23 protein-coding genes are annotated in these 23,714 nt (G+C 60.1%); 13 read left to right on the forward strand and 10 right to left on the reverse strand.

What is annotated here, in order from left to right:
• Positions 1-14 precede the first annotated feature (14 nt).
• Entirely contained in the window at positions 15-551 is a 537-nt protein-coding gene (locus D8U18_RS06355; protein ID WP_056854381.1) for a DUF3299 domain-containing protein, read from the forward strand.
• A gap of 125 nt (positions 552-676) precedes the next feature.
• On the opposite strand, the gene D8U18_RS06360 is transcribed toward D8U18_RS06355, so the two are convergent.
• Together D8U18_RS06360 and D8U18_RS06365 are read right to left on the reverse strand one after the other, a co-directional pair.
• Complete coding sequence (locus D8U18_RS06360; RefSeq protein ID WP_131107297.1) at positions 677-1,576, reverse strand: D-hexose-6-phosphate mutarotase; 900 nt, start codon at positions 1,574-1,576, stop codon at positions 677-679.
• A 74-nt stretch (positions 1,577-1,650) separates the two neighbouring features.
• Positions 1,651-2,055 carry an acyl-CoA thioesterase gene (locus D8U18_RS06365; RefSeq protein ID WP_007896491.1) on the reverse strand — a complete coding sequence of 135 codons (405 nt, stop codon included), beginning with the start codon at positions 2,053-2,055 and terminating at the stop codon, positions 1,651-1,653.
• Positions 2,056-2,416: 361 nt separating this feature from the next.
• Here D8U18_RS06365 and D8U18_RS06370 point away from each other — a divergent pair, with 361 nt between their 5' ends.
• The 8 genes from D8U18_RS06370 (at position 2,417) to D8U18_RS06405 (ending at position 13,211) form a co-directional block, all read left to right on the forward strand.
• Positions 2,417-3,715 (forward strand): MFS transporter, encoded by a 1,299-nt coding sequence (locus D8U18_RS06370; protein ID WP_130903510.1) that lies wholly within the window; start codon positions 2,417-2,419, stop codon positions 3,713-3,715.
• 256 nt (positions 3,716-3,971) lie between these two features.
• Positions 3,972-4,970 (forward strand): phosphate ABC transporter substrate-binding protein PstS, encoded by a 999-nt coding sequence (locus D8U18_RS06375; RefSeq protein WP_131107298.1) that lies wholly within the window; start codon positions 3,972-3,974, stop codon positions 4,968-4,970.
• Between the two features lie 217 nt (positions 4,971-5,187).
• Entirely contained in the window at positions 5,188-7,470 is a 2,283-nt protein-coding gene (locus D8U18_RS06380; protein WP_130908149.1) for an ABC transporter permease subunit, read from the forward strand.
• A gap of 15 nt (positions 7,471-7,485) precedes the next feature.
• Positions 7,486-9,156 (forward strand): phosphate ABC transporter permease PstA, encoded by a 1,671-nt coding sequence (gene pstA / locus D8U18_RS06385; RefSeq protein WP_056854347.1) that lies wholly within the window; start codon positions 7,486-7,488, stop codon positions 9,154-9,156.
• 156 nt (positions 9,157-9,312) lie between these two features.
• Positions 9,313-10,146 carry a phosphate ABC transporter ATP-binding protein PstB gene (gene pstB / locus D8U18_RS06390; RefSeq protein ID WP_020797931.1) on the forward strand — a complete coding sequence of 278 codons (834 nt, stop codon included), beginning with the start codon at positions 9,313-9,315 and terminating at the stop codon, positions 10,144-10,146.
• 72 nt (positions 10,147-10,218) lie between these two features.
• Positions 10,219-10,980: a phosphate signaling complex protein PhoU gene (phoU, locus tag D8U18_RS06395; protein WP_008150055.1), complete on the forward strand. Its 762-nt coding sequence runs from the start codon at positions 10,219-10,221 to the stop codon at positions 10,978-10,980.
• 167 nt (positions 10,981-11,147) lie between these two features.
• Positions 11,148-12,071: a response regulator gene (locus D8U18_RS06400; RefSeq protein WP_130908148.1), complete on the forward strand. Its 924-nt coding sequence runs from the start codon at positions 11,148-11,150 to the stop codon at positions 12,069-12,071.
• Positions 12,072-12,290: 219 nt separating this feature from the next.
• Positions 12,291-13,211, forward strand: a complete 921-nt coding sequence (locus D8U18_RS06405) for a peptidoglycan DD-metalloendopeptidase family protein (protein ID WP_130931675.1) — start codon at positions 12,291-12,293, stop codon at positions 13,209-13,211.
• A 65-nt stretch (positions 13,212-13,276) separates the two neighbouring features.
• Here D8U18_RS06405 and D8U18_RS06410 read toward each other — a convergent pair whose 3' ends face one another.
• From D8U18_RS06410 to phoB, 3 genes are all read right to left on the reverse strand, one after another.
• The gene (locus tag D8U18_RS06410; RefSeq protein WP_131107299.1) at positions 13,277-14,617 is read right to left on the reverse strand and encodes a hemolysin family protein; all 1,341 of its coding nucleotides are present in this window, start codon (positions 14,615-14,617) and stop codon (positions 13,277-13,279) included.
• Positions 14,618-14,739: 122 nt separating this feature from the next.
• A complete protein-coding gene (phoR, locus tag D8U18_RS06415) occupies positions 14,740-16,026 on the reverse strand; it encodes a phosphate regulon sensor histidine kinase PhoR (RefSeq protein ID WP_241664303.1) in 1,287 nt (428 codons plus the stop codon).
• 105 nt (positions 16,027-16,131) lie between these two features.
• Positions 16,132-16,821, reverse strand: a complete 690-nt coding sequence (gene phoB, locus D8U18_RS06420) for a phosphate regulon transcriptional regulator PhoB (protein ID WP_034149326.1) — start codon at positions 16,819-16,821, stop codon at positions 16,132-16,134.
• 152 nt (positions 16,822-16,973) lie between these two features.
• Between phoB and D8U18_RS06425 the strand changes: the two genes are divergently transcribed.
• On the forward strand, positions 16,974-17,360 hold the full coding sequence (locus D8U18_RS06425; protein ID WP_130903516.1) for a hypothetical protein: 387 nt from the start codon (positions 16,974-16,976) through the stop codon (positions 17,358-17,360).
• A 104-nt stretch (positions 17,361-17,464) separates the two neighbouring features.
• On the opposite strand, the gene ubiA is transcribed toward D8U18_RS06425, so the two are convergent.
• Positions 17,465-18,355, reverse strand: coding sequence for a 4-hydroxybenzoate octaprenyltransferase (ubiA, locus tag D8U18_RS06430; protein WP_056854353.1), 891 nt, complete (start codon positions 18,353-18,355; stop codon positions 17,465-17,467).
• Positions 18,355-18,918, reverse strand: coding sequence for a chorismate lyase (locus D8U18_RS06435; protein WP_130903518.1), 564 nt, complete (start codon positions 18,916-18,918; stop codon positions 18,355-18,357). The genes ubiA and D8U18_RS06435 overlap by 1 nt, the downstream gene beginning before the upstream one ends.
• 199 nt (positions 18,919-19,117) lie before the next feature.
• Between D8U18_RS06435 and D8U18_RS06440 the strand changes: the two genes are divergently transcribed.
• The 3 genes from D8U18_RS06440 (at position 19,118) to D8U18_RS06450 (ending at position 20,924) form a co-directional block, all read left to right on the forward strand.
• The gene (locus tag D8U18_RS06440; protein ID WP_007954349.1) at positions 19,118-19,285 is read left to right on the forward strand and encodes a rubredoxin; all 168 of its coding nucleotides are present in this window, start codon (positions 19,118-19,120) and stop codon (positions 19,283-19,285) included.
• Positions 19,286-19,305: 20 nt separating this feature from the next.
• Positions 19,306-20,454 carry an FAD-dependent oxidoreductase gene (locus D8U18_RS06445; protein WP_056854355.1) on the forward strand — a complete coding sequence of 383 codons (1,149 nt, stop codon included), beginning with the start codon at positions 19,306-19,308 and terminating at the stop codon, positions 20,452-20,454.
• A gap of 194 nt (positions 20,455-20,648) precedes the next feature.
• Positions 20,649-20,924 (forward strand): HU family DNA-binding protein, encoded by a 276-nt coding sequence (locus D8U18_RS06450; protein ID WP_003213368.1) that lies wholly within the window; start codon positions 20,649-20,651, stop codon positions 20,922-20,924.
• A 195-nt stretch (positions 20,925-21,119) separates the two neighbouring features.
• Here D8U18_RS06450 and D8U18_RS06455 read toward each other — a convergent pair whose 3' ends face one another.
• The 3 genes from D8U18_RS06455 to D8U18_RS06465 are packed head-to-tail and all read right to left on the reverse strand — an operon-like array spanning position 21,120 to position 23,712.
• Positions 21,120-21,755, reverse strand: a complete 636-nt coding sequence (locus D8U18_RS06455; RefSeq protein ID WP_056854356.1) for an SCO family protein — start codon at positions 21,753-21,755, stop codon at positions 21,120-21,122.
• The gene (gene cyoE, locus D8U18_RS06460) at positions 21,752-22,651 is read right to left on the reverse strand and encodes a heme o synthase (RefSeq protein WP_056854357.1); all 900 of its coding nucleotides are present in this window, start codon (positions 22,649-22,651) and stop codon (positions 21,752-21,754) included. The genes D8U18_RS06455 and cyoE overlap by 4 nt, the downstream gene beginning before the upstream one ends.
• Complete coding sequence (locus D8U18_RS06465; protein WP_131107301.1) at positions 22,639-23,712, reverse strand: COX15/CtaA family protein; 1,074 nt, start codon at positions 23,710-23,712, stop codon at positions 22,639-22,641. The genes cyoE and D8U18_RS06465 overlap by 13 nt, the downstream gene beginning before the upstream one ends.
• Between the last annotated feature and the right edge of the window lie 2 nt (positions 23,713-23,714).

Raw genomic sequence — 23,714 nt, forward strand, 5'->3', positions numbered from 1 at the left:
TGCCGAGCATTTCCATGCGACGTCTTCTGCTTGCTGTTGTTTTAATGGGTGCGGGCCTCGCCCACGCCGGCGAACTGCCGGAAACCGACTGGCTCGAACTGATGCCCAAATCGGATCAGAAAGCCCTCGAGGCCATGCCTGAAATCGACCACGACTCCCCCGAAGCCAATGGCACCTTTACCGAAAAGGGTGGCATGAAGCAGAGCAAAGGCTTGCCGGCGGTGATGTACTCGACCAAAACCGTAGCGTCGATGAACGACAAGAACATCCGCCTTGGTGGTTATCCGGTGCCGCTGGAGTCCGACGCCAAGGGCAACAGCACGCTGTTTTTCCTTGTGCCATACCCGGGCGCCTGCATTCATGTGCCGCCTCCGCCACCCAATCAATTGGTGCTGGTGCGCTATCCCAAGGGCTTGAAGCTCAATGATATCTACACGCCGCTGTGGGTCACCGGCACGCTGAAAGTCGAGAAGGTCAGCAATGACCTGGCGGATGCGGCCTATGCGCTGGATGCGTCAAAAGTCAGAGTGGTGAAAGAGGCCGATCTCTAACAGCAACCCGAAACCACTGTGGGAGCCAGCCTGCTGGCGATAGCGGTCTGTCAGATACTTACAAGTTGACTGACACCACGCCATCGCCAGCAGGCTGGCTCCCACATTTTTTATTGCGATGTTGCCTAGAGCGGTTTGCTGCTGATGCTCACGCCCAGGGAATGGCTGGCACCCGGCGCCAGGCTCACCACATCACCCATCACGTTCGCCGTTTCGATGCACAACATGCGTTGCCAGCCATCGTCGGCCATGTCGCTGAACGCCGCGGCGCGCTCGGTCCACGGGTTCCAGATCACCGCCGTGCGCGAGCCGGTACTGCTCAGTTCGATACGTCGTTCCCAGGCCGGGTCGACGATGCTCAGCAATGGCGGGGTGTCGAGGTAGATGCGGTCGGTTTCGCCGGTAAAGCGCAGGTCGCCGGACTGTTGCCGGGTTGCCCAGTCTTCCAGGGTTTCGATGTAGCTCAAGCCGTCCACGCCTTCGACTTGCACATTGCGCACATCGCTGACGGCGAAATAACTGTGCAGGGCCTGGCTGATGGTGACGGTTTCATCGCCCACGTTGTGGCTGGTCAGGCTGATGTGCAGTTGCTCGTCCAGGCGAATGCTCAGCTTCAGGTTCACCCGATGTGGCCAGCCTGGCAATCCACCTTCGGGGCGGGGCAGGAGGAATTCGATTTTCAGGCTTTCGCCTTCGGCCTCGATGCCGCCCAATTCCCAGTCCATTGCTCGCACCAGGCCATGAGCCGTTGGCGCCTCGTCGCTCACGCGCATCGCCTTCACGCTCTGCGGATTGCGCTCGAAGTTACCGAACCACGGCCAGCACACTGGCACGCCGGCGCGAATGCTTTTGCCCGTCTTGAACACCGCCTCATCGTTGAGCCAGATCAGCGGCGGCTGCCCCGCCAGTTGATAACTGAGGATGTGCGCGCCTTGCTGGGCCACCAGTAATTCGGCCTGGCCGTGACGGATGCGCCAGCAGTTCAGTTCATCCAGTTTGACGGCTTCAACGTTGGGCGTGTTCATGGGACAGCTCTCGATCGGTAACAGGACTGCAATGGACCGTGAATCGGTCGTCGGGTTTAACGCTTCCCGGTTTTTTAGCGAGCTCTGGGCGGAACCGAGCGGGTGCGGCCGCTGCCATCGATGGCAACGAACACGAATACCGCCTCAGTGACTTTGCGCCATTCGCTGGAGAGCGGATCGTCGCTCCAGACCTCGACCATCATCTGGATCGAGCTGCGGCCGATTTCCAGTGCCTGGGTATAGAAGGAGAGCTGGGCGCCCACCGCCACGGGTACCAGAAACGCCATGCGGTCGATGGCGACTGTGGCGACGCGCCCGCCAGCCACCTTGCTGGCCATCGCGGTGCCGGCCAAATCCATCTGCGCCACCAGCCAGCCGCCAAAAATATCGCCAAAGCCGTTGGTTTCGCGGGGAAGTGCGGTGATTTGCAAGGCCAGGTCGCCTTGCGGGATCGGATCTTCTTGTTCGAGCTCTATCATGCCGGGGGTGCCTCTGACCCGTGACTCTTCGTTGGTGCTGCTGGTGGTAGCCGTCTTCGGGAAAAACGATTCAGCACCGAACATACTACGTTCGTCACGTTTTCCATAAGGCGCCTAAAGGGAAACTCTGCGAAATCGCCTATGACCCTGAAGGCGCTTTCGCACAGCAACCCTTGCAAGCCGTTGCACAGTTGCGAGTATATCGGTCGGTAGACTCCGAGACGACCGTCCGGTTCTCATTTTGACCGTCAATTACGCACCTCTATGTGCTTTTTCGAACAATTTGCTATCGTGCCGGTCCTGCCCGAGCCTTGCCAGCGTTGTTGGGGCGGCAGACCTGACTATAAGAGAAGCCCTTGCCATGACTACAGCGCCCTCGAGTATCGCGCAGCCATCCCAATCCGCACGTCCGCTGACCCGCAACGACTACAAGACACTTTCGTTGTCAGCCCTGGGCGGGGCGCTGGAATTTTACGATTTCATTATTTTCGTGTTCTTCGCGACGGTGGTGGGCAAGCTGTTCTTCCCGGCGGACATGCCTGAATGGCTGCGTTTGATGCAGACCTTCGGCATTTTTGCTGCCGGGTATCTGGCGCGGCCGCTGGGTGGCATCGTGATGGCGCACTTCGGCGATCTGCTGGGGCGCAAGAAGATGTTCACCCTGAGCATTTTCATGATGGCCGTGCCGACCCTGATCATGGGCCTGCTGCCGACTTACGCGCAGATCGGCATGTGGGCGCCGATTCTGCTGCTGCTGATGCGGGTCATCCAGGGCGCGGCGATTGGTGGTGAAGTGCCTGGCGCCTGGGTATTCGTTTCCGAACACGTGCCGCAAAAACATATCGGCTACGCCTGCGGGACCCTGACCAGTGGCCTGACGGCTGGCATTCTCTTGGGTTCTCTGGTCGCTACGGCGATCAACAGTCTCTACACCCCGGGGGAAGTGGCGGATTACGCCTGGCGGATTCCGTTCCTGCTGGGCGGCGTGTTCGGCCTGTTCTCGGTGTACCTGCGCCGCTGGCTGCACGAAACCCCGGTGTTTGCCGAACTGCAACAACGCAAGGCCCTGGCCGAAGAAGTGCCGTTGCGTGCGGTGTTGCGTGACCATCGCGGCGCCATCGCCATTTCGATGCTGCTGACCTGGCTGCTGTCCGCCGCCATCGTGGTCTTGATCCTGATGACTCCGACCGTGCTGCAGACGGTCTACCACTTCGCGCCGACCACCTCCCTGCAGGCGAACAGTCTGGCGATCGTGTTCCTGAGCGTTGGCTGCATCATTGCCGGCGCATTGGCCGATCGCTTTGGAGCGGGGCGGGTCTTCGTCTTTGGCTGCACCGCATTGCTGGCCAGTTCCTGGACCTTCTATCACAGCCTGGTCGATCATCCTGACTGGTTGTTCCCGTTGTATGCGCTGACCGGCCTGCTGGTCGGCACCATCGGTGCGGTGCCGTACGTGATGGTCAAGGCGTTCCCGCCGGTGGTTCGTTTCAGCGGTTTGTCGTTTTCCTACAACGTGGCTTACGCGATTTTCGGTGGTTTGACGCCGATGATCGTCAGCCTGTTGCTCAAGGAGAGTGCGATGGGGCCTGCCTATTATGTGGCGGTGCTGTGCGGGGTGGGGATTGTGGTGGGTGCGTATCTCTGGAAGAAGGGGCGTTAGTTCTGGCCTCATCGCCAGCAAGCCGGCTCCAGTCCTGTGCAGGAGCCGGCTTGTAACCGATCGTTCCCACGCTCTGCGTCCGCTTTTGAGTGGGACGCAGAGCGTCCCGAGATGCATTCCCACGCGGAGCGCGGGAACGATCTAGAAGCCCAATACTGGCCTTTCATCCAATTGTCATATTTCAGCCATAGAGTGTTCACACGGCCTGCTGATACTTGGCCCCGACTTAACACACCCTATCTGCTAGGAGTAAGGCATGAAACTGAAGCGTTTGATGGCGGCAATGACTTTTGTCTCTGCTGGCGTTGCGACTGCCAACGCGGTTGCCGCTGTTGACCCTGCTATCCCGAGCTACACCAAGACCACTGGTGTGTCGGGCAACCTGTCCAGCGTCGGCTCCGATACCCTGGCCAACCTCATGACCCTCTGGGCTGAGAACTACAAGAAAGAATACCCGAACGTAAACATCCAGATTCAGGCCGCCGGTTCGTCTACCGCGCCACCTGCGCTGACTGAAGGCACCGCTAACCTGGGCCCGATGAGCCGCAAGATGAAGGATAACGAACTGCAAGCCTTCGAAACCAAATACGGTTACAAGCCAACCGCTATTCCGGTGGCTGTGGATGCCTTGGCCGTGTTCGTGCACAAGGACAACCCGATCAAAGGCCTGACCATGGCTCAGGTCGATGCCATTTTCTCCTCGACCCGTCTGTGCGGCGCTAAAAGCGACGTTAAAACCTGGGGTGACCTGGGGGTGACCGGTGACCTGGCCAACAAGCCGGTACAACTGTTCGGCCGCAACTCGGTATCCGGCACCTACGGCTACTTCAAGGAAGAGGCCCTGTGCAAAGGCGACTTCAAGCCAAACGTCAACGAACAGCCAGGTTCGGCTTCGGTTGTGCAGTCGATCAGCAGCTCGCTGAACGGCGTCGGTTATTCGGGCATTGGCTACAAGACCGCCAGCGTGAAAACCGTTGCCCTGGCCAAGAAAGATGGCGGGGAATTCATCGAAGACACCGAAGAAAACGCCCTGAATGGCAAGTACCCGCTTTCGCGTTTCCTCTACGTGTATGTCAACAAGGCCCCGAACAAGCCTCTGGCCCCGCTGGAAGCCGAGTTCGTAAAACTGGTTCTGTCCAAACAGGGCCAGGAAGTAGTGGTGAAGGACGGTTACATCCCTCTGCCAGCCAAGGTTGCTGCAAAAGCACTGGCTGACCTGGGTTTGCAAGAAGGTAGCAGCGTAGCAAAGAAGTAAAACCCTAGGCCCGGGGTAACCCTGGCCTGTGTAGGAGCCGGCTTGCTGGCGATGGTCATCCATCCGCAGAAGATGTGTCGGATGCACCATTTTTCGCCAGCAAGCCGGCTCCTACACCCCCCAAATTCTCGCTCCGCTGCCGGTTCCACCGGGCGGCGGATTTGTCGCGTCACTGCACTGTCATCTTTCTGTCATACAGGATCGCTAGGGTGTGCGAATGAATGATCTGGCCAATTCCAACATGACTACTAATCCCCCCAAGCGAATTGATTTCAATACGCCTGAGTTGCAACGCAAGCGCCGCATTCGCGCGCTCAAAGATCGCTTCACGCGCTGGTACGTCCTGATCGGCGGCCTGGCTGTGCTGGCAGCCATCACCCTGATTTTCTTCTTCCTCGCCTACGTCGTTGCGCCCCTGTTCCAGGGTGCCAGCCTGACGTCCAAGGACGTGATCACGCCGGCCTGGATGCAAGACGCCGGCAAGCCGTTGATGTTTTCCCTGGAAGAGCAGAACCAGGTGGCCATGCGGGTTTCCGACAAAGGCCAGGCATTGTTCTTCGATATCGACAGTGGCGCCGAACTCAAGCGCGTCGATTTGCCTGTTCCGGCCGGTACTAGCGTGACCTCCATCGGTAAAGACCAGCCAGGTCACCCGCTGGTGGCGGTAGGCCTGTCCAATGGTCAGGCCCTGGTGTTCCGTCACACGTACAAGGTCAGCTATCCGGACGGCAAGAAAACCATCTCGCCAGCCATCGAGTATCCGTATGGCGAAGCGCCGATCGCGGTGAACGAAGCGGGCGGTGTGCTGGAGCACGTCAGCCTCAACGCGACTGATTCGACCCTGATGCTGGTGGGTTCCACCGGTTCGCAACTCAATGTTTTGTCGCTGACCAGCGAAGAAAACATGATGACCGGTGAAATCACCAACGAGCAGACGCGCATCGATTTGCCGCAAATGACCGAACCGGTGAAGAACATCTTCGTCGACCCGCGTCAGCAGTGGTTATACGTGATCAACGGTCGTGCCCAGGCCGACGTATTCAGCCTGCGCGACAAGAGCCTGAACGGTCGCTACAAATTGCTGGAAAACGGCGACGCTGAAATCACCGCCAGTACGCAGCTGGTCGGTGGTATCTCGCTGATTCTTGGCGATTCCAAAGGTGGCCTGGCCCAGTGGTTCATGGCCCGCGACCCGGATGGCGAACAGCGCCTGAAGCAGATCCGCACCTTCCAGATGGGCACCACGCCGATCGTTGAAATCACCGCCGAAGAGCGCCGCAAGGGCTTCGTCGCCCTCGACGCCTCCGGCAAGCTCGGCGTGTTCCACAGCACCGCGCACCGCACCTTGCTGGTTGACCAGGTGGTTGAAGGCGAGGGCCTGTTCGGTCTGTCGCCGCGGGCCAACCGCGTCATCGTGGAAGCCGGCGGCAAGCTGCAACCGTTGCTGCTCGATAACCCGCACCCGGAAGTGTCGTGGAGCGCGTTGTGGAGCAAGGTCTGGTACGAGAACTACGACGAGCCTAAATACGTCTGGCAATCGACCGCCGCCAACACGGACTTCGAACCGAAACTGAGCCTGTCGCCGCTGACCTTCGGTACCTTGAAAGCCGCTTTCTACGCCATGCTGCTGGCAGCGCCGCTGGCCGTCGCCGCCGCAATCTACACCGCGTACTTCATGGCCCCGGGCATGCGCCGCAAGGTCAAGCCGGTGATCGAGCTGATGGAAGCGATGCCGACGGTGATCCTCGGTTTCTTCGCCGGTCTGTTCCTCGCACCCTATGTCGAAGGGCACTTGCCGGGCATCTTCAGCCTGTTGATGTTGCTACCGATCGGCATTCTGGTGGCGGGTTTTGCCTTCAGTCGCCTGCCTGAATCGATCCGCCTGAAAGTCCCGGACGGCTGGGAAAGTGCGCTGTTGATCCCGGTGATCCTGTTCGTGGGCTGGCTGTCGCTGTACATGAGTCCGTTCATGGAGAACTGGTTCTTCGGCGGCGACATGCGCATGTGGATCTCCCACGACTTAGGGATTACCTACGACCAGCGCAACGCACTGGTGGTCGGCCTGGCCATGGGCTTTGCGGTGATCCCGAACATCTACTCCATCGCTGAAGATGCCGTGTTCAGTGTGCCGCGTGGCTTGACCCTCGGTTCGTTGGCCCTCGGTGCCACGCCTTGGCAGACCATGACCCGCGTGGTGATCCTCACCGCCAGCCCGGGCATCTTCTCGGCGCTGATGATCGGCATGGGCCGTGCGGTCGGTGAAACCATGATTGTGCTGATGGCCACCGGTAACACCCCGGTCATGGAAATGAACCTGTTCGAAGGCCTGCGCACCCTGGCCGCCAACGTCGCGGTGGAAATGCCCGAGTCGGAAGTCGGCGGCAGCCACTACCGCGTGCTGTTCCTTTCGGCGCTGGTGTTGCTGTTGTTCACCTTCGTCATGAACACCCTCGCGGAACTGATTCGTCAGCGTCTGCGCAAGAAATACTCGTCGCTTTAAGAAAGGTAGAAGTCTGTGAAACAGAACTCCCTGAAAGGATGGTTCAAGAGCGGCGCCCCCGGCGTCTGGATCAGCGGTGGCGCGGTGTCCATCGCGGTCATCATGACCATTGGCCTGCTGGCAGTGATTGCCGTGCGCGGTCTGGGTCACTTCTGGCCGGCGGACCTGGTGCACGCCAGCTACGACGTGCCGGGCCAGGCCAATCACTTGGTGATCGGCGAAATCGTACAGAAGGAAGAAGTGCCGCGAGCGCGTCTGAAGAGCGCCGGTTTGCCGGTGCCAGACGAAGGCCCCGAATTCATGACCCGCGAGCTGATCAAGGTCGGCAACCGTGACTTGAATGGTACCGACTTCACCTGGATCGTCGGCGAGTGGCTGACCAACCAGAAGACTCCGGTCGAATTGATGGCGCTGGAGCGCCGTGAATGGGGCAACTTCTACGGTTACCTGGTCAACGTCAAACAGGATGGCAAGATCATTGCCGAGGGTGAAGCTGCCTGGCCTGAGCTGCAAGCGCGAATCAACCGCGTGAATCAGCTGGCCGCGCAACTCAAGACTCTGGAAAAAGTCGACATCGGTGCGATCAACGCCGGTCTGGAACGCATCCGTCTGCACGGCCGCAAACTGGAACTCGATGGCAAGCTCGACGCCACCGCACAAGCGGACATGGAGTCCGAACGCGCTGAGCTGAACGCCCGTTACCAGGATGTTGAAGCGCGCCTGAATGATCTGCACGCGCAGTTCAATCGCGACAGCCTCACCGCCCGTGATGCCAACGGCAAGGAAATCGAGATTGGTCTGGGCAAGGTGGTTCACGCTTACCAGCCCAATGGCATGGGCACCCTCACCAAGATCGGCTTCTACTTCAGCAAGATCTGGGAATTCCTGAGCGACGATCCTCGTGAAGCGAACACCGAAGGCGGGATTTTCCCGGCGATCTTCGGCACCGTGATGATGACGTTGATCATGGCGATGATCGTCACCCCGTTCGGCGTGCTGGCGGCGGTGTACCTGCGCGAATACGCCAAGCAGAACACCCTGACCCGGGTGATCCGCATCGCGGTGAACAACCTCGCGGGTGTACCGGCCATTGTCTACGGCGTGTTCGGTCTGGGCTTCTTCGTTTATGTACTGGGTGGCTCGCTCGACCGCTTGTTCTTCCCTGAAGCGTTGCCGGCGCCAACCTTCGGTACGCCGGGTCTGCTTTGGGCTTCGTTGACCCTGGCACTGCTGGCGGTGCCGGTGGTGATCGTGGCCACCGAAGAAGGCCTGGCGCGGATTCCTCGCACCGTGCGTGAAGGCTCGTTGGCCCTCGGCGCGACAAAGGCTGAAACCTTGTGGAAGATCGTGCTGCCGATGGCCAGCCCGGCGATGATGACCGGCATGATCCTCGCCGTGGCCCGTGCCGCCGGTGAAGTGGCGCCGCTGATGCTGGTGGGTGTGGTGAAACTGGCGCCGTCGCTGCCGGTGGACGGCAACTACCCGTACCTGCACCTGGACCAGAAGATCATGCACCTGGGCTTCCACATCTATGACGTCGGCTTCCAGAGCCCGAACGTCGAAGCGGCACGACCACTGGTATACGCCACGGCGTTGTTGCTGGTGCTGGTGATCGCGACGTTGAACCTGTCGGCCGTCTATATCCGTAACCACCTGCGCGAAAAATACAAAGCGCTGGATAGCTGATTACTGCCGCTCCCTGTAGGAGCAAGGCTTGCCCGCGATGGCGTTTTCGAAATCGCCATCGCCAGCAAGCTGTGCTCCTACAGGGGTGGTGCTACCGCCAGGCTTTATGCCTGCAGCGGCCAATTGAACCGAATTTGTTAGCACAGGGAGCCTCCCATGCAGCACGAAGCACATACCCACGGCATCAACATGTCGGCCCTGGGTCGCGACAAACAGAGCCTGAGCCTCGAGCAGGAAACCGTAGCCATCGAAGTGCCGGGCCTGAGCCTGTTCTACGGCGACAAACAAGCCTTGTTCGACGTCAGCATGAACATCCCGAAACAGCGCGTGACCGCCTTCATCGGCCCGTCCGGCTGCGGCAAATCCACGCTGCTGCGGACCTTCAACCGCATGAATGACCTGGTCGATGGCTGCCGTGTCGAGGGCGCGATCAACCTGTACGGCAACAACATCTACCGCAAGGGCGAAGACGTCGCCGAACTGCGTCGCCGGGTCGGCATGGTGTTCCAGAAGCCGAATCCGTTCCCGAAAACCATCTACGAGAACGTGGTTTACGGCTTGCGTATCCAGGGTATCAACAAGAAGCGCGTACTCGACGAAGCCGTCGAGTGGGCGTTGAAAGGTGCGGCGCTGTGGGACGAGGTCAAGGACCGCCTGCACGAGTCGGCATTGGGCCTGTCCGGTGGTCAGCAGCAACGTCTGGTCATTGCGCGCACCATCGCCGTGGAGCCAGAAGTGCTGTTGCTCGACGAACCGTGCTCGGCGCTCGACCCGATCTCGACGCTGAAAGTCGAAGAGCTGATTTACGAACTGAAATCGAAGTTCACCATCGTTATCGTCACCCACAACATGCAACAGGCCGCGCGGGTTTCCGACTACACGGCGTTCATGTACATGGGCAAACTGGTGGAATTCGGCGACACCGATACCCTGTTCACCAATCCGGCGAAGAAGCAGACCGAAGACTACATCACCGGTCGTTACGGCTAGCAAGCGGTTGGTTGCTCACTGAACTGACGCTGCGGCCCACCGCACCTTACCGGACGCTCCAAGGACGCCAACATGATTAGTAAAGAAGGCCTTACCCATCACATCTCCGCGCAGTTCAACGCTGAGCTCGAGGAAGTGCGCAGCCACCTCCTGGCCATGGGCGGGCTGGTCGAGAAGCAGGTCAACGACGCGGTGACCGCGCTGATCGAGGCCGACTCTGGCCTGGCCCAGCAGGTTCGCGAGATCGACGACCAGATCAACCAGATGGAACGCAACATCGACGAAGAATGCCTGCGCATTCTGGCCCGTCGCCAGCCGGCGGCCTCGGACTTGCGCCTGATCATCAGCATTTCCAAATCGGTGATCGACCTGGAGCGCATCGGCGACGAAGCGACCAAGATCGCCCGCCGTGCGATTCAGCTGTGCGAAGAAGGTGAAGCGCCGCGCGGTTATGTCGAGGTTCGTCACATCGGCGACCAAGTGCGCAACATGGTGCGTGATGCGCTGGACGCGTTTGCCCGTTTCGACGCCGACCTGGCGTTGTCGGTAGCGCAGTACGACAAGATCATCGACCGCGAATACAAGACCGCCCTGCGTGAACTGGCCACCTACATGATGGAAGACCCGCGCTCTATCTCGCGGGTCTTGAGCATTATCTGGGTGCTGCGTTCGCTGGAGCGGATCGGCGACCACGCGCGCAATATCTCGGAACTGGTGATTTACCTGGTGCGCGGTACCGACGTGCGTCACCTGGGCCTCAAGCGCATGAAAGAAGAAGTTGAAGGAACAAGCGGTGAAACCGCTAATGTTCCGGGCAAAGCTGACGATAAGTAAGGTTGCCCAAGTAAAGCGCCCGGCCTTTTGGCCGGGCGTTTTTGTTTGCGGCCGACGAATTCGAAAAGCAGCACCCGCGAACGAAAAGTGCCGGCGTGACTGAAGGTTTTGGCAATGTGCCATCAGCAAAGCGGTATGCTTGCCGGGATTTTTTAAAGGGGTTATGGATGAGTAAGGTCAGTGTGTTGGTCGTGGACGATGCCTCGTTCATTCGTGACCTGGTGAAGAAATGCCTGCGTAACTATTTCCCGGGCATGCGAATCGAAGACGCGGTCAACGGCAAAAAGGCTCAGGCCATGCTGGCGAAGGAAGCGTTCGACCTGGTCCTGTGCGACTGGGAAATGCCGGAAATGTCCGGCCTGGAACTGCTGACCTGGTGCCGTGAGCAGGACAGCCTCAAAAGCATGCCGTTCGTGATGGTGACCAGTCGCGGCGACAAAGAGAACGTGGTCCAGGCAATCCAGGCCGGCGTGTCCGGATACGTCAGCAAACCGTTCACCAACGAGCAACTGATCACCAAGGTCAAGCAGGCGCTGCACAAGGTCGGCAAGCTCGATGCCTTGATCAACGTTGCAGCGACTAAAACCAGCCCGGCATTCGGCAATGACTCGCTCAGTGCATTGACTGGCGGCAAACCCGCCGTGGTCGCTCCGGCTGCCGTTGCACCCGCACCTGCGGCCCCGGCACCGTCGCGGGGTGGCTTGCTCAACAGCCCGCCAGTCAAGGCTCCTGTAGCAGCGGCCACCGTGGGTGGAGGACGTGGCCAGGGTCAATTGCGCTTGCCGAACGGCATCCAGCAATGCGTGATCAAGGCCCTGAGCCTCAAGGAAGCGTTGTTGGTGGTCAAGCGCGCCGAAACCCTGCCGCAAGTCCTCGACAGCGCTGTGCTCGATCTGGAGCAGGGTGACAACGCCGAAACGGCGCGTCTCAATGGCTATCTGCATGCCATCGTCGCTCACGAACAGAAGCCCGACAGCGAATGGTTGCAATTGACCTTTCGCTTCGTCGACCAGGATGCGCAGAAACTCGACTACATCTCCCGCCTGATTGCCCGTGGCACGGCGCAGAAGCATTTCATTCCCGGCGCTTAAAACTGCGTCGCCCGTGAGATTGCCATCGCGAGCAAGTCGAATCGTCGCACCGTCGCTCCCACAGGGACATTGAATACCTTGTGGGAGCAACTGTCTTCCCCATGCCACTCGTCACCGCTCATCCTCCCGTAACATCCATTTCGAAACATCTGTCGACCACGCGGGTCAATTCCGGCTGCTAGGCTCATTCCCAAGCCTTACTCGACAGAACTCCTTCCCATGTTCGCGCGCCTGTTGTTTCTTTGTGGTTTGTCCATGGCCTGCGCTTCATCCATGGCCATGACTATCTACAAGTCCACCGATGCCAATGGCGTGGTCTCTTACAGCGATCGCCCCACGAAAGGCTCAAAGGTGTTCGTTTTTCGAGATCGGATGGTCGAGCGCCTGGAGCGTCAGGTGTACTACGTGATCATGAAAAAGGATGGCGTCGACAGCGTGTATGTGCGCAATGACCTGTATGCACCGGTGGAGATCGAATTGAGTTTTGCCGGCGTGAAGAACGTCAGCGGAATTCCAGGTCGATCGATCCGCCGAGTCATTCCACTGCGCACCAGCGTTCGCCTGGCGCAGCTCACGGCGATCCGGGCCGGGAAGCCGCTCGCCTACATTCCCAAGCTCAAATATTCGCTCGGTGACCCGACAGGCACCGCTGTGGGCTATCGGTATCCCTTGCCTTGGCGTGGCGGTCCGTTCCGGATCAGTCAGGGTGCCAACGGACCCTACAGCCACTTCGGCCCTAAAAGCCGCTACGCCATCGACATTGCCATGCCGGAGGGCACGCCGATCATCGCCGCACGGGGCGGGGTGGTGGTGAAAACCGAGAATGGCCAGAGCGGGCGTGGCACTGATGCTTCCGGCAATTTCGTGCGGGTGCTGCACGATGACGGGACCATGGGTGTGTACCTGCACCTCAAGCAAGGCTCGGTCAGGGTACGAGAGGGGCAGAAGGTGGCGGTAGGCAGTGCACTGGCCCTGTCGGGCAACACCGGCAACAGCACCGGGCCACATTTGCACTTCGTGGTGCAGCGCAATACCGGGATGGGGCTGGTGTCGATTCCCTACCGGTTCAATCAACCGGTGGGGGCGATGCCCAACTTTGCGTTGGGCAGTAGGAGCCGGCTTGCTGGCGATGAACGATAACGCGGTATCACAGGGGCACCGCGGCGTACCCATCGCCAGCAAGCCGGCTCCTACAGGGGCGTGACTTAATCCAGCATCAACACCTTGGCCAGCACGATCTTCGGCCCTTTCATCTTCTTGATGATGATCCGCAAACCTTCGACTTCCAGCACTTCTTCCTCTTCCGGCACCCGCTTCAGGCTTTCGTAGACCAGCCCGGCAAGGGTTTCGGCTTCGACGTGATCCAGATCGATGCCCAGCAGTCGCTCGACCTTGAACAGCGGTGTATCACCGCGCACCAGCAGCTTGCCCGGTTGGTACGCGAGGATGCCGCGCTCGGCCTTGCGGTGTTCGTCCTGAATGTCGCCCACCAGCACTTCCAGCACGTCTTCCATGGTCAGGTAGCCGATGATGTTGCCATCGGCCTCTTCGACCACGGCGAAGTGCGAGCCGCCCTTGCGAAACTGTTCCAGCAATTGCGACAGCGGCATGTGCCGGGAAACGCGTTCCAGAGGGCGGGTCAGTTCGGCAAGGTTGAACGACTCGGGAATGTGGTCCAGCGCCGCCAGTTCCAGCAGCAGGTCCTTGATGTGCAGCAGGCCGACGAACTCCTGGCGCTCGCTGTCGTACACCGGATAACGGCTGAACTTGTGGCGACGGAACATCGCCAGGATTTCCTTCAGCGGCGCGTTGAACTCCAGGGTGATCAGGTCTTCGCGGGAGTTGGCCCAGTCGACCACTTCCAGCTCGCCCATTTCCACCGCCGAGGCTAGAACGCGCATGCCCTGGTCGCTCGGGTCCTGGCCACGGCTGGAGTGCAGGATCAATTTCAGTTCTTCGCGGCTGTAATGGTGCTCGTGATGCGGGCCGGGTTCGCCCTGGCCGGCGATGCGCAGGATCTGGTTGGCGCTGGCATTGAGCAGGTAGATCGCAGGGTACATCGCCCAGTAGAACAGGTACAACGGCACGGCCGTCCACAACGACAGCAGCTCGGGTTTGCGGATGGCCCAGGATTTCGGGGCGAGTTCGCCGACCACAATGTGCAGGTACGAAATGATGAAGAACGCGGTGAAGAACGACACGCCTTTGATGATCTCGGCCGACTCGACGCCCACGGCGCTCAGCAACGGCTCGAGAATGTGCGCGAACGCAGGCTCGCCCACCCAGCCAAGGCCCAGCGAGGCCAGGGTAATACCCAACTGGCAGGCCGACAGGTAAGCATCGAGCTGACTGTGTACGGTACGCAGAATGTGACCGCGCCAGCCGTGTTGTTCGGCAATGGCCTCGACACGGGTCGAGCGCAATTTGACCATGGCAAATTCCGCCGCAACGAAAAAGCCGTTGAGCAAAACCAGGATCAGAGCAAAAAGAATCATGCCGAAGTCGGCGAAAATTGTAGCGAGGGTCAAGCCAGGGGAAGGGTCCATGATGGAGTTTTGCGGTTTCCGTGAATTCGAAAGGAAAGAAAATGTGTACCTGAATGGCAGGCACAAGTCAGCCAATGTAGCGGCTGACTGGGCGATTGCCTAGTGGCGCGTGCTGGCCGGTATCAGTCGGCGGTGCTGATGACCAGGGATTTGCTGACCTGGGCGGGAGCGAAATGGCAGGTAAAGGTGCTGCCATGGCCCGGCACGCTGCTGATTTCCATGCGCGCCCGATGGCGCAACAGCACGTGCTTGACGATCGCCAGGCCCAACCCGGTGCCACCGGTATTGGAGTTGCGACTGGAGTCGACGCGATAGAAGCGTTCGGTCAGTCGCGGCAGGTGTTTGCTGTCGATGCCGATCCCTGAATCCTGCACGCTCAAATGCGCGCCCTGTTCATCGCCCCACCAGCGAATGCGGATATTGCCTTCGGCCGGGGTGTACTTCACCGCGTTGAACACCAGATTGGAAAACGCGCTGCGCAATTCCGCTTCACTGCCCTTGAGCAGGATGGTCGGGTCGGCCTCCAGAGTGATGTGCTGGTTTTTCTGGCCGGACAGTTGCTGCGCATCGCCCTTGATCGATTGCAGCAAGCCGTCGATGGCCACGGGCTGGTTGTCCGATGGGTAATCGGTGGCTTCCAGTTTGGCCAGCAACAGCAAGTCGTTGAGCAGGGTCTGCATGCGCCCGCCTTGCTGCTGCATCTGCTGCAAGGCGCGGGTCCAGCGCGGGTTCACCTCTTCGGCATTATCGAGCAGGGTTTCCAGATAGCCACAGATCACCGTCAGCGGCGTACGCAGCTCGTGGGATACGTTGGCGATGAAGTCTTTGCGCATCTGTTCCAGCTGATGGATGCGCGTCACGTCGCGCACCAGCATCAAGTGCTCGTTGTTGCCGTAGCGGGTGATGTACAGCTGGATGCGCACGCGGTCATTGGTCGGCGAGGGGATTTCCAGCGGTTCGCTGTAGTTGTCCTGCTCGAAGTATTCCTTGAAGCGCGGATGGCGCACCAGGTTGGTCACCGGCTGGCCGCTGTCCTGCGGGGTCTTGAGGCCCAGCAGGGTTTCGGCGGCGCGGTTCCACCATTCCAGGTTGCCGTCGCTGTCGAGCATGATCACCGCGTCTTTCAGCGCGGCGGTGGATTCCTGCACCCGGTCGATCACCGCTTGCAGGCGCCCGCGCACCCGTTGGTCGCGGCGTTGCAGGTGATAGATGCTGTCGAACACCTCGCCCCACAGGCCATAGCCATCGGGCGGCGCCTCATCGGGTTTGTGCAGGCGCAGCCATTCGTGCAGGCGCAGCAGTTGCTTGAGGGTCCAGGCCAGGTAAATGCCCAGGCCTGCGGCGAGGCTCCAGCCGTAGTAGCCGGTGATCAGGCCGATCACCAGGCAGGCGGTGACCAGCAGCAGCATGTGGCGAATCAGGGTGCCATGCCAGTTTTGGTTCACGTGACGCGCGTCCTTGTCAGAAAAGCAGCTTTTAGCTTGTCGCTTGAAGCTTGCAGCTCGTAGCTACCTTCATGCTTTGGTAGAAAAGCGGTATCCGGTGCCGCGCACGGTTTGTACCAGATTTTCGTAGGCATCGCCGAGGGCTTTGCGCAGGCGACGGATGTGCACGTCGACGGTGCGTTCCTCGACATAGACGTTGCCGCCCCAAACCTGATCCAGCAACTGGCCCCGGGTATAGGCGCGTTCCTGGTGGGTCATGAAAAATTGCAGCAGACGGTATTCGGTCGGGCCCATTTCCGCCGGTTTTCCATCGATGGTCACACGGTGGCCGATCGGGTCGAGCAGCAAGCCGCCGACTTCGATCGGCGCTTCGCCATCGGTAGGGCCGGCGCGGCGCAACACGGCTTTGAGTCGCGCGACGAGCTCACGGGGGGAAAACGGTTTGGTGATGTAATCGTCGGCGCCCACTTCCAGGCCCTGGATCTTGTTGTCCTCTTCGCCCTTGGCGGTGAGCATGATGATCGGGATATCCCCGGTCAGTTCGTCGCGCTTGAGGCGGCGGGCCAGCTCGATGCCGGACGTGCCCGGGAGCATCCAGTCGAGCAGGATCAGGTCCGGCTTGCGGTCGACGATAATGGCATGCGCCTGCTGGGAGTTCTCCGCTTCCAGGCAGTCATAGCCGGCCATTTCCAACGCAACGGCGATCATTTCGCGAATGGGCGCTTCGTCGTCGACGATCAGAATGCTCCTGCCAACCATGCCTTAATCCTCTTGTCATTTAACTGTCTTGCGCCGCATTAGATAACGGAATTATTGCAGTCGTGTGACAGTATTTTAGTCGACCGGCGATTGCCATGATCCTGGGCTAAGCTCTAAGTCCGAATCCTGACAACCGCAAAAGGAAGGTTTCCATGAATCACATTGCTCAATCCTGGAAGGCACTGCTGGTTACGGCGGCGCTAACGCTGCCGACGCTGGCCTTGGCCGCCGACCCGGCGATGATGAAAGACGGCATGATGGTCGATCACAATGGCATGACCCTGTACACGTTCGACAAGGACTCGGGCGGCAAGTCGATGTGCAACGACGAGTGCGCGAAGAACTGGCCACCGATGATGGCGCCGGCGGGCGCCACGGCCGAGGGCAAGTGGAGCGTCATCAAGCGAGATGACGGGAAGATGCAATACGCCTATGACGGCAAGCCGCTTTACACGTTTGTGAAGGACAAGAAGCCGGGAGACATGACGGGCGACAAGATGAAGGACGTGTGGCACGTCGTTCACGAGTCGCAGAAGTAACCGCTCTTCTGCAGGCGCAAGGCTTGCCCGCGATAGCGATCTTGAAGGCGCCATCGCGGGTAAGCCTTGCTCCTGCGTAACGCAGTTCAAAGACAGGCCTTGGGTCAGCGCAACGCGTAATCCAGCACAATCCCGACAAAAATCGCCAACCCTGCCCAATGATTGTGCAAAAACGCCTTGAAACAGCGCATGCGATCCTTGTCGCGGGTGTACCAGAACTCCCAGGCAAAGCAGCCTGCCGCCACCACCAACCCCAGGTGGAACCAGCCGCCGAGTTCGAATCGGGAGCCCGCCAAGAGCAAGCAGGCCAGTGCCAGGCCTTGCAAGGTCAGGATGATCACCCGGTCCGCGTCGCCAAACAGGATGGCCGTGGACTTCACGCCGATCTTCAAGTCGTCATCACGGTCGGTCATCGCGTAATAGGTGTCGTAGCCCACCGTCCACAACAGGTTGGCGATCCACAGCAGCCACGCTGCAGCCGGCAGTTCCCCGGTCTCGGCGGTGAAAGCCATCGGCATGCCCCAGGAAAACGCCGCACCCAGCACCACTTGCGGGTAATAGGTGTAGCGCTTCATGAACGGGTAGGTGAAGGCCAGCGCCAAACCGCCCAGCGACAACCAGATCGTCGGAGCATTGGTGCACAGCACCAGCAGGAAACTCACGCCCATCAAGAGCGCGAAGAACACCAGCGCCTCTTTCGAGCTGATCTTGCCGCTGGCCAGCGGACGTTGCGCAGTACGTTTGACGTGGCCATCGACCTTGCGGTCGGCCCAATCGTTGATCACGCAGCCGCCGGCGCGGGTCAGCACCACGCCAAGGACGAAAATCACGATGTTGGCCAGCGAAGGCGAGCCCTTACCGGCAATCCACAGCGCCCACAGCGTCGGCCACAGTAGCAGGTAGATGCCGATCGGCTTGTCCATGCGGGTTAGTTGAATGAAGTCCCAGGCCCGAGGGTTCAAGCGATTCAGGGACTTGAGCAGGCTCTGGTACATCAACGGCTCTCCGTTTGGACGCCGGCAGCGTTCCACAGGGACGGAAGGAAAATCTCGGCCACGAGTATGCTCAATGCGCCACGGTCGAAGCGCGAACGGCGGCCCCATAATTCAGGAGCCCGCACTTCGTTCGGCAACCATTCCTGGGGGTAGTGGCAAACCTCGATGGCCTGACGCTGGAACGCGCGGTCACAAAACAGCAATTCGCCCAGGGATCGGCTGCCCAATTCATCCATATGCAAGCCATCGCCCTGCAATGCACTGCGCGACGCCACACTTCGGGCAAACACCAGCGCTTGACCATGACCTCGCAAATACACCTCGCGCACCCAGCCTTCAGTACCTTCGGCAAGGTCCAGCGCGAGGCATTCGTCTGCGCGCAGGGCCTGCCAGCCTTCGAACAGCGGCGTGACGCTGAAGGCATCGTTGGTCAGTTGAACAAGGCGCCTGGTCAGCGAGCCATCATCGAACAACCAGTCGAGGACGGACGTGTCGGGCTGAGGCGTCAGCCGGCTTTGGGGGAGCCAGAGTGCGAGCGGGGAGAGGCGTTCTGTGTGTTGCACAATGAGTCATTATTGGCAGCAAAGGAGGCGCCGAGCTTAACATGTCAGCCTGTGAATTTGAGTGATCCGCCCAGCCGTTGCGCCGAACAGGCTTGCATCTGCCCGGCCCCCTCTATACAAAACGCCCTGGGCCGGACGGCAGAGCTGCAAGCATCGACCGTCCGAGCCGGCAAAACGCCTGAACTGAGGAAGTACCTGAATGAAAAAGTGGCAATGTGTGGTCTGCGGCCTGATCTACAACGAAGCCGACGGCTGGCCGGATGACGGCATTGCGCCGGGCACCCTGTGGCAAGACGTGCCGGAAGACTGGCTGTGCCCGGATTGTGGCGTCGGCAAAATGGATTTCGAAATGATCGAAATCAACTAAGACCTTCAGAGGAGTAAGGAATGAACGCACCTGTCGTGATCGTCGGCACTGGCCTGGCGGGCTACAACCTGGCCCGGGAGTTTCGCAAACTCGATAGCGAAACCCCGCTGCTGCTGATTACCGCCGATGACGGGCGCTCCTACTCCAAACCGATGCTCTCCACCGGTTTTGGCAAAAACAAGGACGCCGACGGACTGAGCATGGCCGAACCTGGCGCCATGGCCGAACAGTTGAAGGCCGAAGTGCGCACCCATACGCGCATCAGCGGCATCGATCCGGGTCACAAGCGCTTGTGGATCGGCGAAGAATCGGTGATTTACCGTGACCTGATCCTGGCCTGGGGCGCAGAAACCGTGCGGGTGCCCATCGAAGGCGATGCGGCGGACTGCGTGTTCCCTATCAATGACCTGGAAGACTACGCCCGCTTTCGCGCGGCAGCCGCCGGCAAGCAACGGGTGCTCTTGCTCGGTGCCGGCCTGATTGGCTGCGAGTTTGCCAACGACCTGAGCCTGGGTGGCTACGAGGTGCAATTGGTTGCACCGTGTGAACAGGTCATGCCGACCCTGTTGCACCCGGCAGCGGCCGCGGCGGTTCAGGCCGGTCTGGAAAGCCTTGGTGCACGTTTCCACCTGGGGCCTGTGCTGACTCGCTTGCAACGGGTTGCCGATGGCCTGGAGGCGCATTTGTCCGATGGTCAGGTTATCCCGTGCGATGTGGTGGTCTCGGCCATTGGCCTGCGTCCACGCATCGATCTGGCGGCCGCGGCCGGGTTGCAGGTCAATCGGGGGGTCGTGGTCGATCGTCACCTGAAGACTTCTCACGCCAATATCTACGCGTTGGGCGACTGTGCCGAGGTCGATGGGCTGAATCTGTTGTACGTGATGCCCCTGATGAGCTGTGCGAGGGCGCTGGCCCAGACCCTCGCCGGCAAGCCGACAGCAGTCAGCTACGGCCCGATGCCCATCACCGTGAAAACCCCGGTTTGCCCATTGGTGGTGTCCCCGCCACCTCGGGGTTCGGAGGGTGTCTGGACGGTCGAAGGGCAGGGGGCCGACATCAAAGTGCTATGCCGCGATGCCAGCGGAAAACTGCTCGGTTATGCCCTGACGGGCGCGGCCGTGATGGAGAAACTGGCCCTGAACAAAGAGCTTCCGGCACTGCTGGCGTAAATACCGGTCGTTCTGTCGGAATCACCCCTGTTTTGCCCCTACATTGGCCGCGTCGATACTGGCGCGGCTCCTCGCTGCGTGCCATCCTCACTCCCGTCTGCCGCAGAGTAGAGCACCTGCGGCGCTTTGGGCGCTGTTCCACAGAGAGCAGCACGGACATAACAACAAAAAACCGTCAAAGGGGCTTCACTAATATGCGTAAACCAGAACTCGCTGCAGCAATTGCTGAAAAAGCAGACCTCACCAAAGAGCAGGCCAACCGCGTTCTCAACGCCGTACTCGAAGAAATCACCGGCGCCCTGCACCGCAAAGACAGCGTAACGCTGGTAGGCTTCGGCACCTTCCTGCAACGCCACCGCGGCGCCCGTACCGGCAAAAACCCGCAAACCGGTGAGCCAGTCAAAATCAAGGCCAGCAACACAGTTGCCTTCAAACCAGGCAAATCGTTGAAAGACAGCGTCAATCCTTGATTTCCACCCCGCAAAACGGGGGGCGGAATAAAAAATGGGCACACCAACCAGGTTGGGTGCCCATTTTTTGTTGCCTGAAATACTGACCTTGTGGGAGCGAGCCTGCTCGCGATAGGGCCATCAGATCCAACATCAATGTTGAATGTCAGTCCGCTATCGCGAACAGGCTCGCTCCTACAGGGTTGGGTGGCGTTGTCACTGACGCTTGAGCATCACCGGCAACTGCGCCACCAGCTTAACGTTGTTCAACGGCGCACGAATGAACCCGCGCTGCGTGCCGTCCGGTCCGATGACCGCGAGGTTGCCGCTGTGGTCGACGGTGTAGTTCGGCTTGCTGGTATCCGCCGGGATGAACGGAATGCTCACTGCATTGGCAACTTTTTGCAGTTCCTCCACGGAGTTCGGCGTCAGGCCGACGAATTGTGGATCGAAGTAACCCAGATACTGTTTGAGCTGCTTCGGCGTATCGCGATTGGGATCGACGCTGACCAGCACGATCTGCAACTTGTCCACCGCCTCCGGTGGCAGTTCACTTTTGATCTGGCGCAACTGGGCGAGGGTGGTCGGGCAGATGTCCGGGCAGAACGTGTAGCCGAAGAACAGCAGCGACCACTTGCCTTTGAGTTCATTGATTTCCACCGGTTTGCCGTCCTGATCGGTCATCGTCACGCTCGGCAGATTGCGGCTTTGCGGCAGCAGGATGATCCCGGCGTCGATCAGTGCCGTCGGGTCGCCCTGACCTTTGCCGGACAGCACTTTGTTGATGGTCAGGCCCAGGACCAGCGCGATCAGGGCGACAAGGATGAAGACGGTTTTCTGGGTTCGAGTCATAGGTTCAACAATAAGTAGTGGTCTACGAGCAGCGCGATGAACAGCAGGAACAAGTAATAAATAGAGTACTTGAACGTGTTGATCGCCGCGTGCGGCCGAGTGCCACGGTACAGCACCACGGCCCATTGCAGGAACCTCGCGCCGAGGACGATCGCGCAGGTCAGGTAGAGCAGGCCGCTCATGTGGATCACGTACGGCATCAGGCTCACGGCCAGCAGCGCGGCGGTGTAAAGCAGAATATGCACCTTGGTGTAATGCTCGCCGTGGGTTACCGGCAACATCGGAATGTCAGCCTTGGCGTATTCCTCTTTGCGGTGGATGGCCAGCGCCCAGAAATGCGGTGGGGTCCAGGCGAAAATGATCAGCACCAACAGCAACGGTTCGGCACTGACATGGCCGGTGGCAGCAGTCCAGCCGAGCAGGGGCGGTGCGGCACCGGCCAGGCCGCCGATCACGATGTTCTGTGGCGTCGCACGTTTGAGAAAACCGGTGTACACCACCGCATAGCCAAGCAACGAGGCGAGGGTCAGCCAGGCTGTCAGTGGATTGGTGAAGGCCAGCAACAGGGCCTGGCCAAGCACCGCCAGCACCAGCGCAAACGTCAGCGCCGCCGTTGGTGAGACCCGCCCCTCGGCCAAGGGGCGTTTATGGGTGCGCGCCATGACGGCATCGATCCGCCGGTCCACTACATGGTTGACCGCTGCCGCACCGCCCGCACACAGGGCGATCCCCAGGTTGCCGAACACCAGCACGGTCCATGGCACCCCGGCGCGAGTGGCCAGGAACATCCCCACCAGCGAAGTGATGAGCATCAGCACCACCACTTTCGGTTTGGTCAGTTCCAGGTAGTCACGCCAGATTGCCTGGCTGTGACGCTCGCCGATCAGAATCGCCATGGCATTTCTCCTTTTATTGTTATGGGCCCGGCTGAATGCTTACGCGGGCTGAAGCGCCAGCGAGTCGTTTGTTTGACCCGAACCAGGCTGGTTCGCGCGTGATAATTGACCAGCACCATCGTCAGCAACAGCGCCGCACCCCCGGCGTTGTGCGCCACGGCCACCGGCAGTGGCAGATGGAACACCACGTTGCTGATACCCAGCGTGATTTGCGCCGTGAGGGCGAGCAATACCAGCCCCGCCAGTCGCGTCATGCCGACTACCTTCAGTTGCCAGGCCAGGCCGAGCAGCACCAGGGTCACCAGTAGCGCGCCGATGCGGTGCGTCAGGTGAATCGCTGTGCGCGCATCACTGTCCAGTTGTCCGCCGAGGTAATTCGGGCCGATGTGCTGGGTCAGGTGAAAGCCATTGGCGAAATCGGCAGGGGGCAGCCATTGACCGTGGCAGGTCGGAAAGTCGATGCAGGCCACCGCGGCATAATTGGAGCTGACCCAGCCACCGAGGGCGATTTGCCCGATCACCAGCAGCAGCCCTGCCGTCGCCCAGTGCTGCAAACGACGTGGCACGGTCAATGCCGGCAGTACACCGGAGAGGCGCAAGGTCAGCAGGAACAATAGGCTCAACGTGGCGAAACCGCCGAGCAGGTGCCCGGTCACCACTTGCGGCCAGAGCTTGAGCGTCACCGTCCACATGCCGAACGCCGCTTGCGCGAACACCACCGCCAGCAGGAACAGCGGCAGCTTCACCGGCTGGCCTGGATGCCGGCGATGCATCCATGAGCGAGCGGCCAGGACCACGAGCAACAGGCCCAGGGTGCCGGCAAAGTAGCGATGGATCATCTCGTTCCAGCCCTTGTGGGCTTCGACCGGCGTGTCCGGGAAATGCAATTCGGCATGGGCCAATTGGGCTTCGCTTTTAGGCACGCTGATAAAGCCGTAACAGCCGGGCCAGTCCGGGCAGCCGAGGCCGGCGTGGGTCAGGCGGGTGTAGGCGCCGAGCAACACCACAATCAGTGCCAGCAAGGTGGCAAACAGCGCGAGGCGAAATCCAGGTTTGGCCATGA

Source organism: Pseudomonas sp. Sample_10 (genome assembly GCF_004321495.1).
Classification (GTDB): domain Bacteria; phylum Pseudomonadota; class Gammaproteobacteria; order Pseudomonadales; family Pseudomonadaceae; genus Aquipseudomonas.

Excerpts from the sequence above, each read along its gene's own strand:
- D8U18_RS06355 (WP_056854381.1), top strand. The coding sequence starts at position 15 with ATGCGACGTCTTCTGCTTGCTGTTGTTTTAATGGGTGCGGGCCTCGCC.
- D8U18_RS06360 (WP_131107297.1), bottom strand. The coding sequence starts at position 1,576 with ATGAACACGCCCAACGTTGAAGCCGTCAAACTGGATGAACTGAACTGC.
- D8U18_RS06365 (WP_007896491.1), bottom strand. The coding sequence starts at position 2,055 with ATGATAGAGCTCGAACAAGAAGATCCGATCCCGCAAGGCGACCTGGCC.
- D8U18_RS06370 (WP_130903510.1), top strand. The coding sequence starts at position 2,417 with ATGACTACAGCGCCCTCGAGTATCGCGCAGCCATCCCAATCCGCACGT.
- D8U18_RS06375 (WP_131107298.1), top strand. The coding sequence starts at position 3,972 with ATGAAACTGAAGCGTTTGATGGCGGCAATGACTTTTGTCTCTGCTGGC.
- D8U18_RS06380 (WP_130908149.1), top strand. The coding sequence starts at position 5,188 with ATGAATGATCTGGCCAATTCCAACATGACTACTAATCCCCCCAAGCGA.
- pstB (WP_020797931.1), top strand. The coding sequence starts at position 9,313 with ATGCAGCACGAAGCACATACCCACGGCATCAACATGTCGGCCCTGGGT.
- phoU (WP_008150055.1), top strand. The coding sequence starts at position 10,219 with ATGATTAGTAAAGAAGGCCTTACCCATCACATCTCCGCGCAGTTCAAC.
- D8U18_RS06400 (WP_130908148.1), top strand. The coding sequence starts at position 11,148 with ATGAGTAAGGTCAGTGTGTTGGTCGTGGACGATGCCTCGTTCATTCGT.
- D8U18_RS06405 (WP_130931675.1), top strand. The coding sequence starts at position 12,291 with ATGTTCGCGCGCCTGTTGTTTCTTTGTGGTTTGTCCATGGCCTGCGCT.
- D8U18_RS06410 (WP_131107299.1), bottom strand. The coding sequence starts at position 14,617 with ATGGACCCTTCCCCTGGCTTGACCCTCGCTACAATTTTCGCCGACTTC.
- phoR (WP_241664303.1), bottom strand. The coding sequence starts at position 16,026 with ATGCTGCTGCTGGTCACCGCCTGCCTGGTGATCGGCCTGATCACCGGC.
- phoB (WP_034149326.1), bottom strand. The coding sequence starts at position 16,821 with ATGGTTGGCAGGAGCATTCTGATCGTCGACGACGAAGCGCCCATTCGC.
- D8U18_RS06425 (WP_130903516.1), top strand. The coding sequence starts at position 16,974 with ATGAATCACATTGCTCAATCCTGGAAGGCACTGCTGGTTACGGCGGCG.
- ubiA (WP_056854353.1), bottom strand. The coding sequence starts at position 18,355 with ATGTACCAGAGCCTGCTCAAGTCCCTGAATCGCTTGAACCCTCGGGCC.
- D8U18_RS06440 (WP_007954349.1), top strand. The coding sequence starts at position 19,118 with ATGAAAAAGTGGCAATGTGTGGTCTGCGGCCTGATCTACAACGAAGCC.
- D8U18_RS06445 (WP_056854355.1), top strand. The coding sequence starts at position 19,306 with ATGAACGCACCTGTCGTGATCGTCGGCACTGGCCTGGCGGGCTACAAC.
- D8U18_RS06450 (WP_003213368.1), top strand. The coding sequence starts at position 20,649 with ATGCGTAAACCAGAACTCGCTGCAGCAATTGCTGAAAAAGCAGACCTC.
- D8U18_RS06455 (WP_056854356.1), bottom strand. The coding sequence starts at position 21,755 with ATGACTCGAACCCAGAAAACCGTCTTCATCCTTGTCGCCCTGATCGCG.
- cyoE (WP_056854357.1), bottom strand. The coding sequence starts at position 22,651 with ATGGCGATTCTGATCGGCGAGCGTCACAGCCAGGCAATCTGGCGTGAC.
- D8U18_RS06465 (WP_131107301.1), bottom strand. The coding sequence starts at position 23,712 with ATGGCCAAACCTGGATTTCGCCTCGCGCTGTTTGCCACCTTGCTGGCA.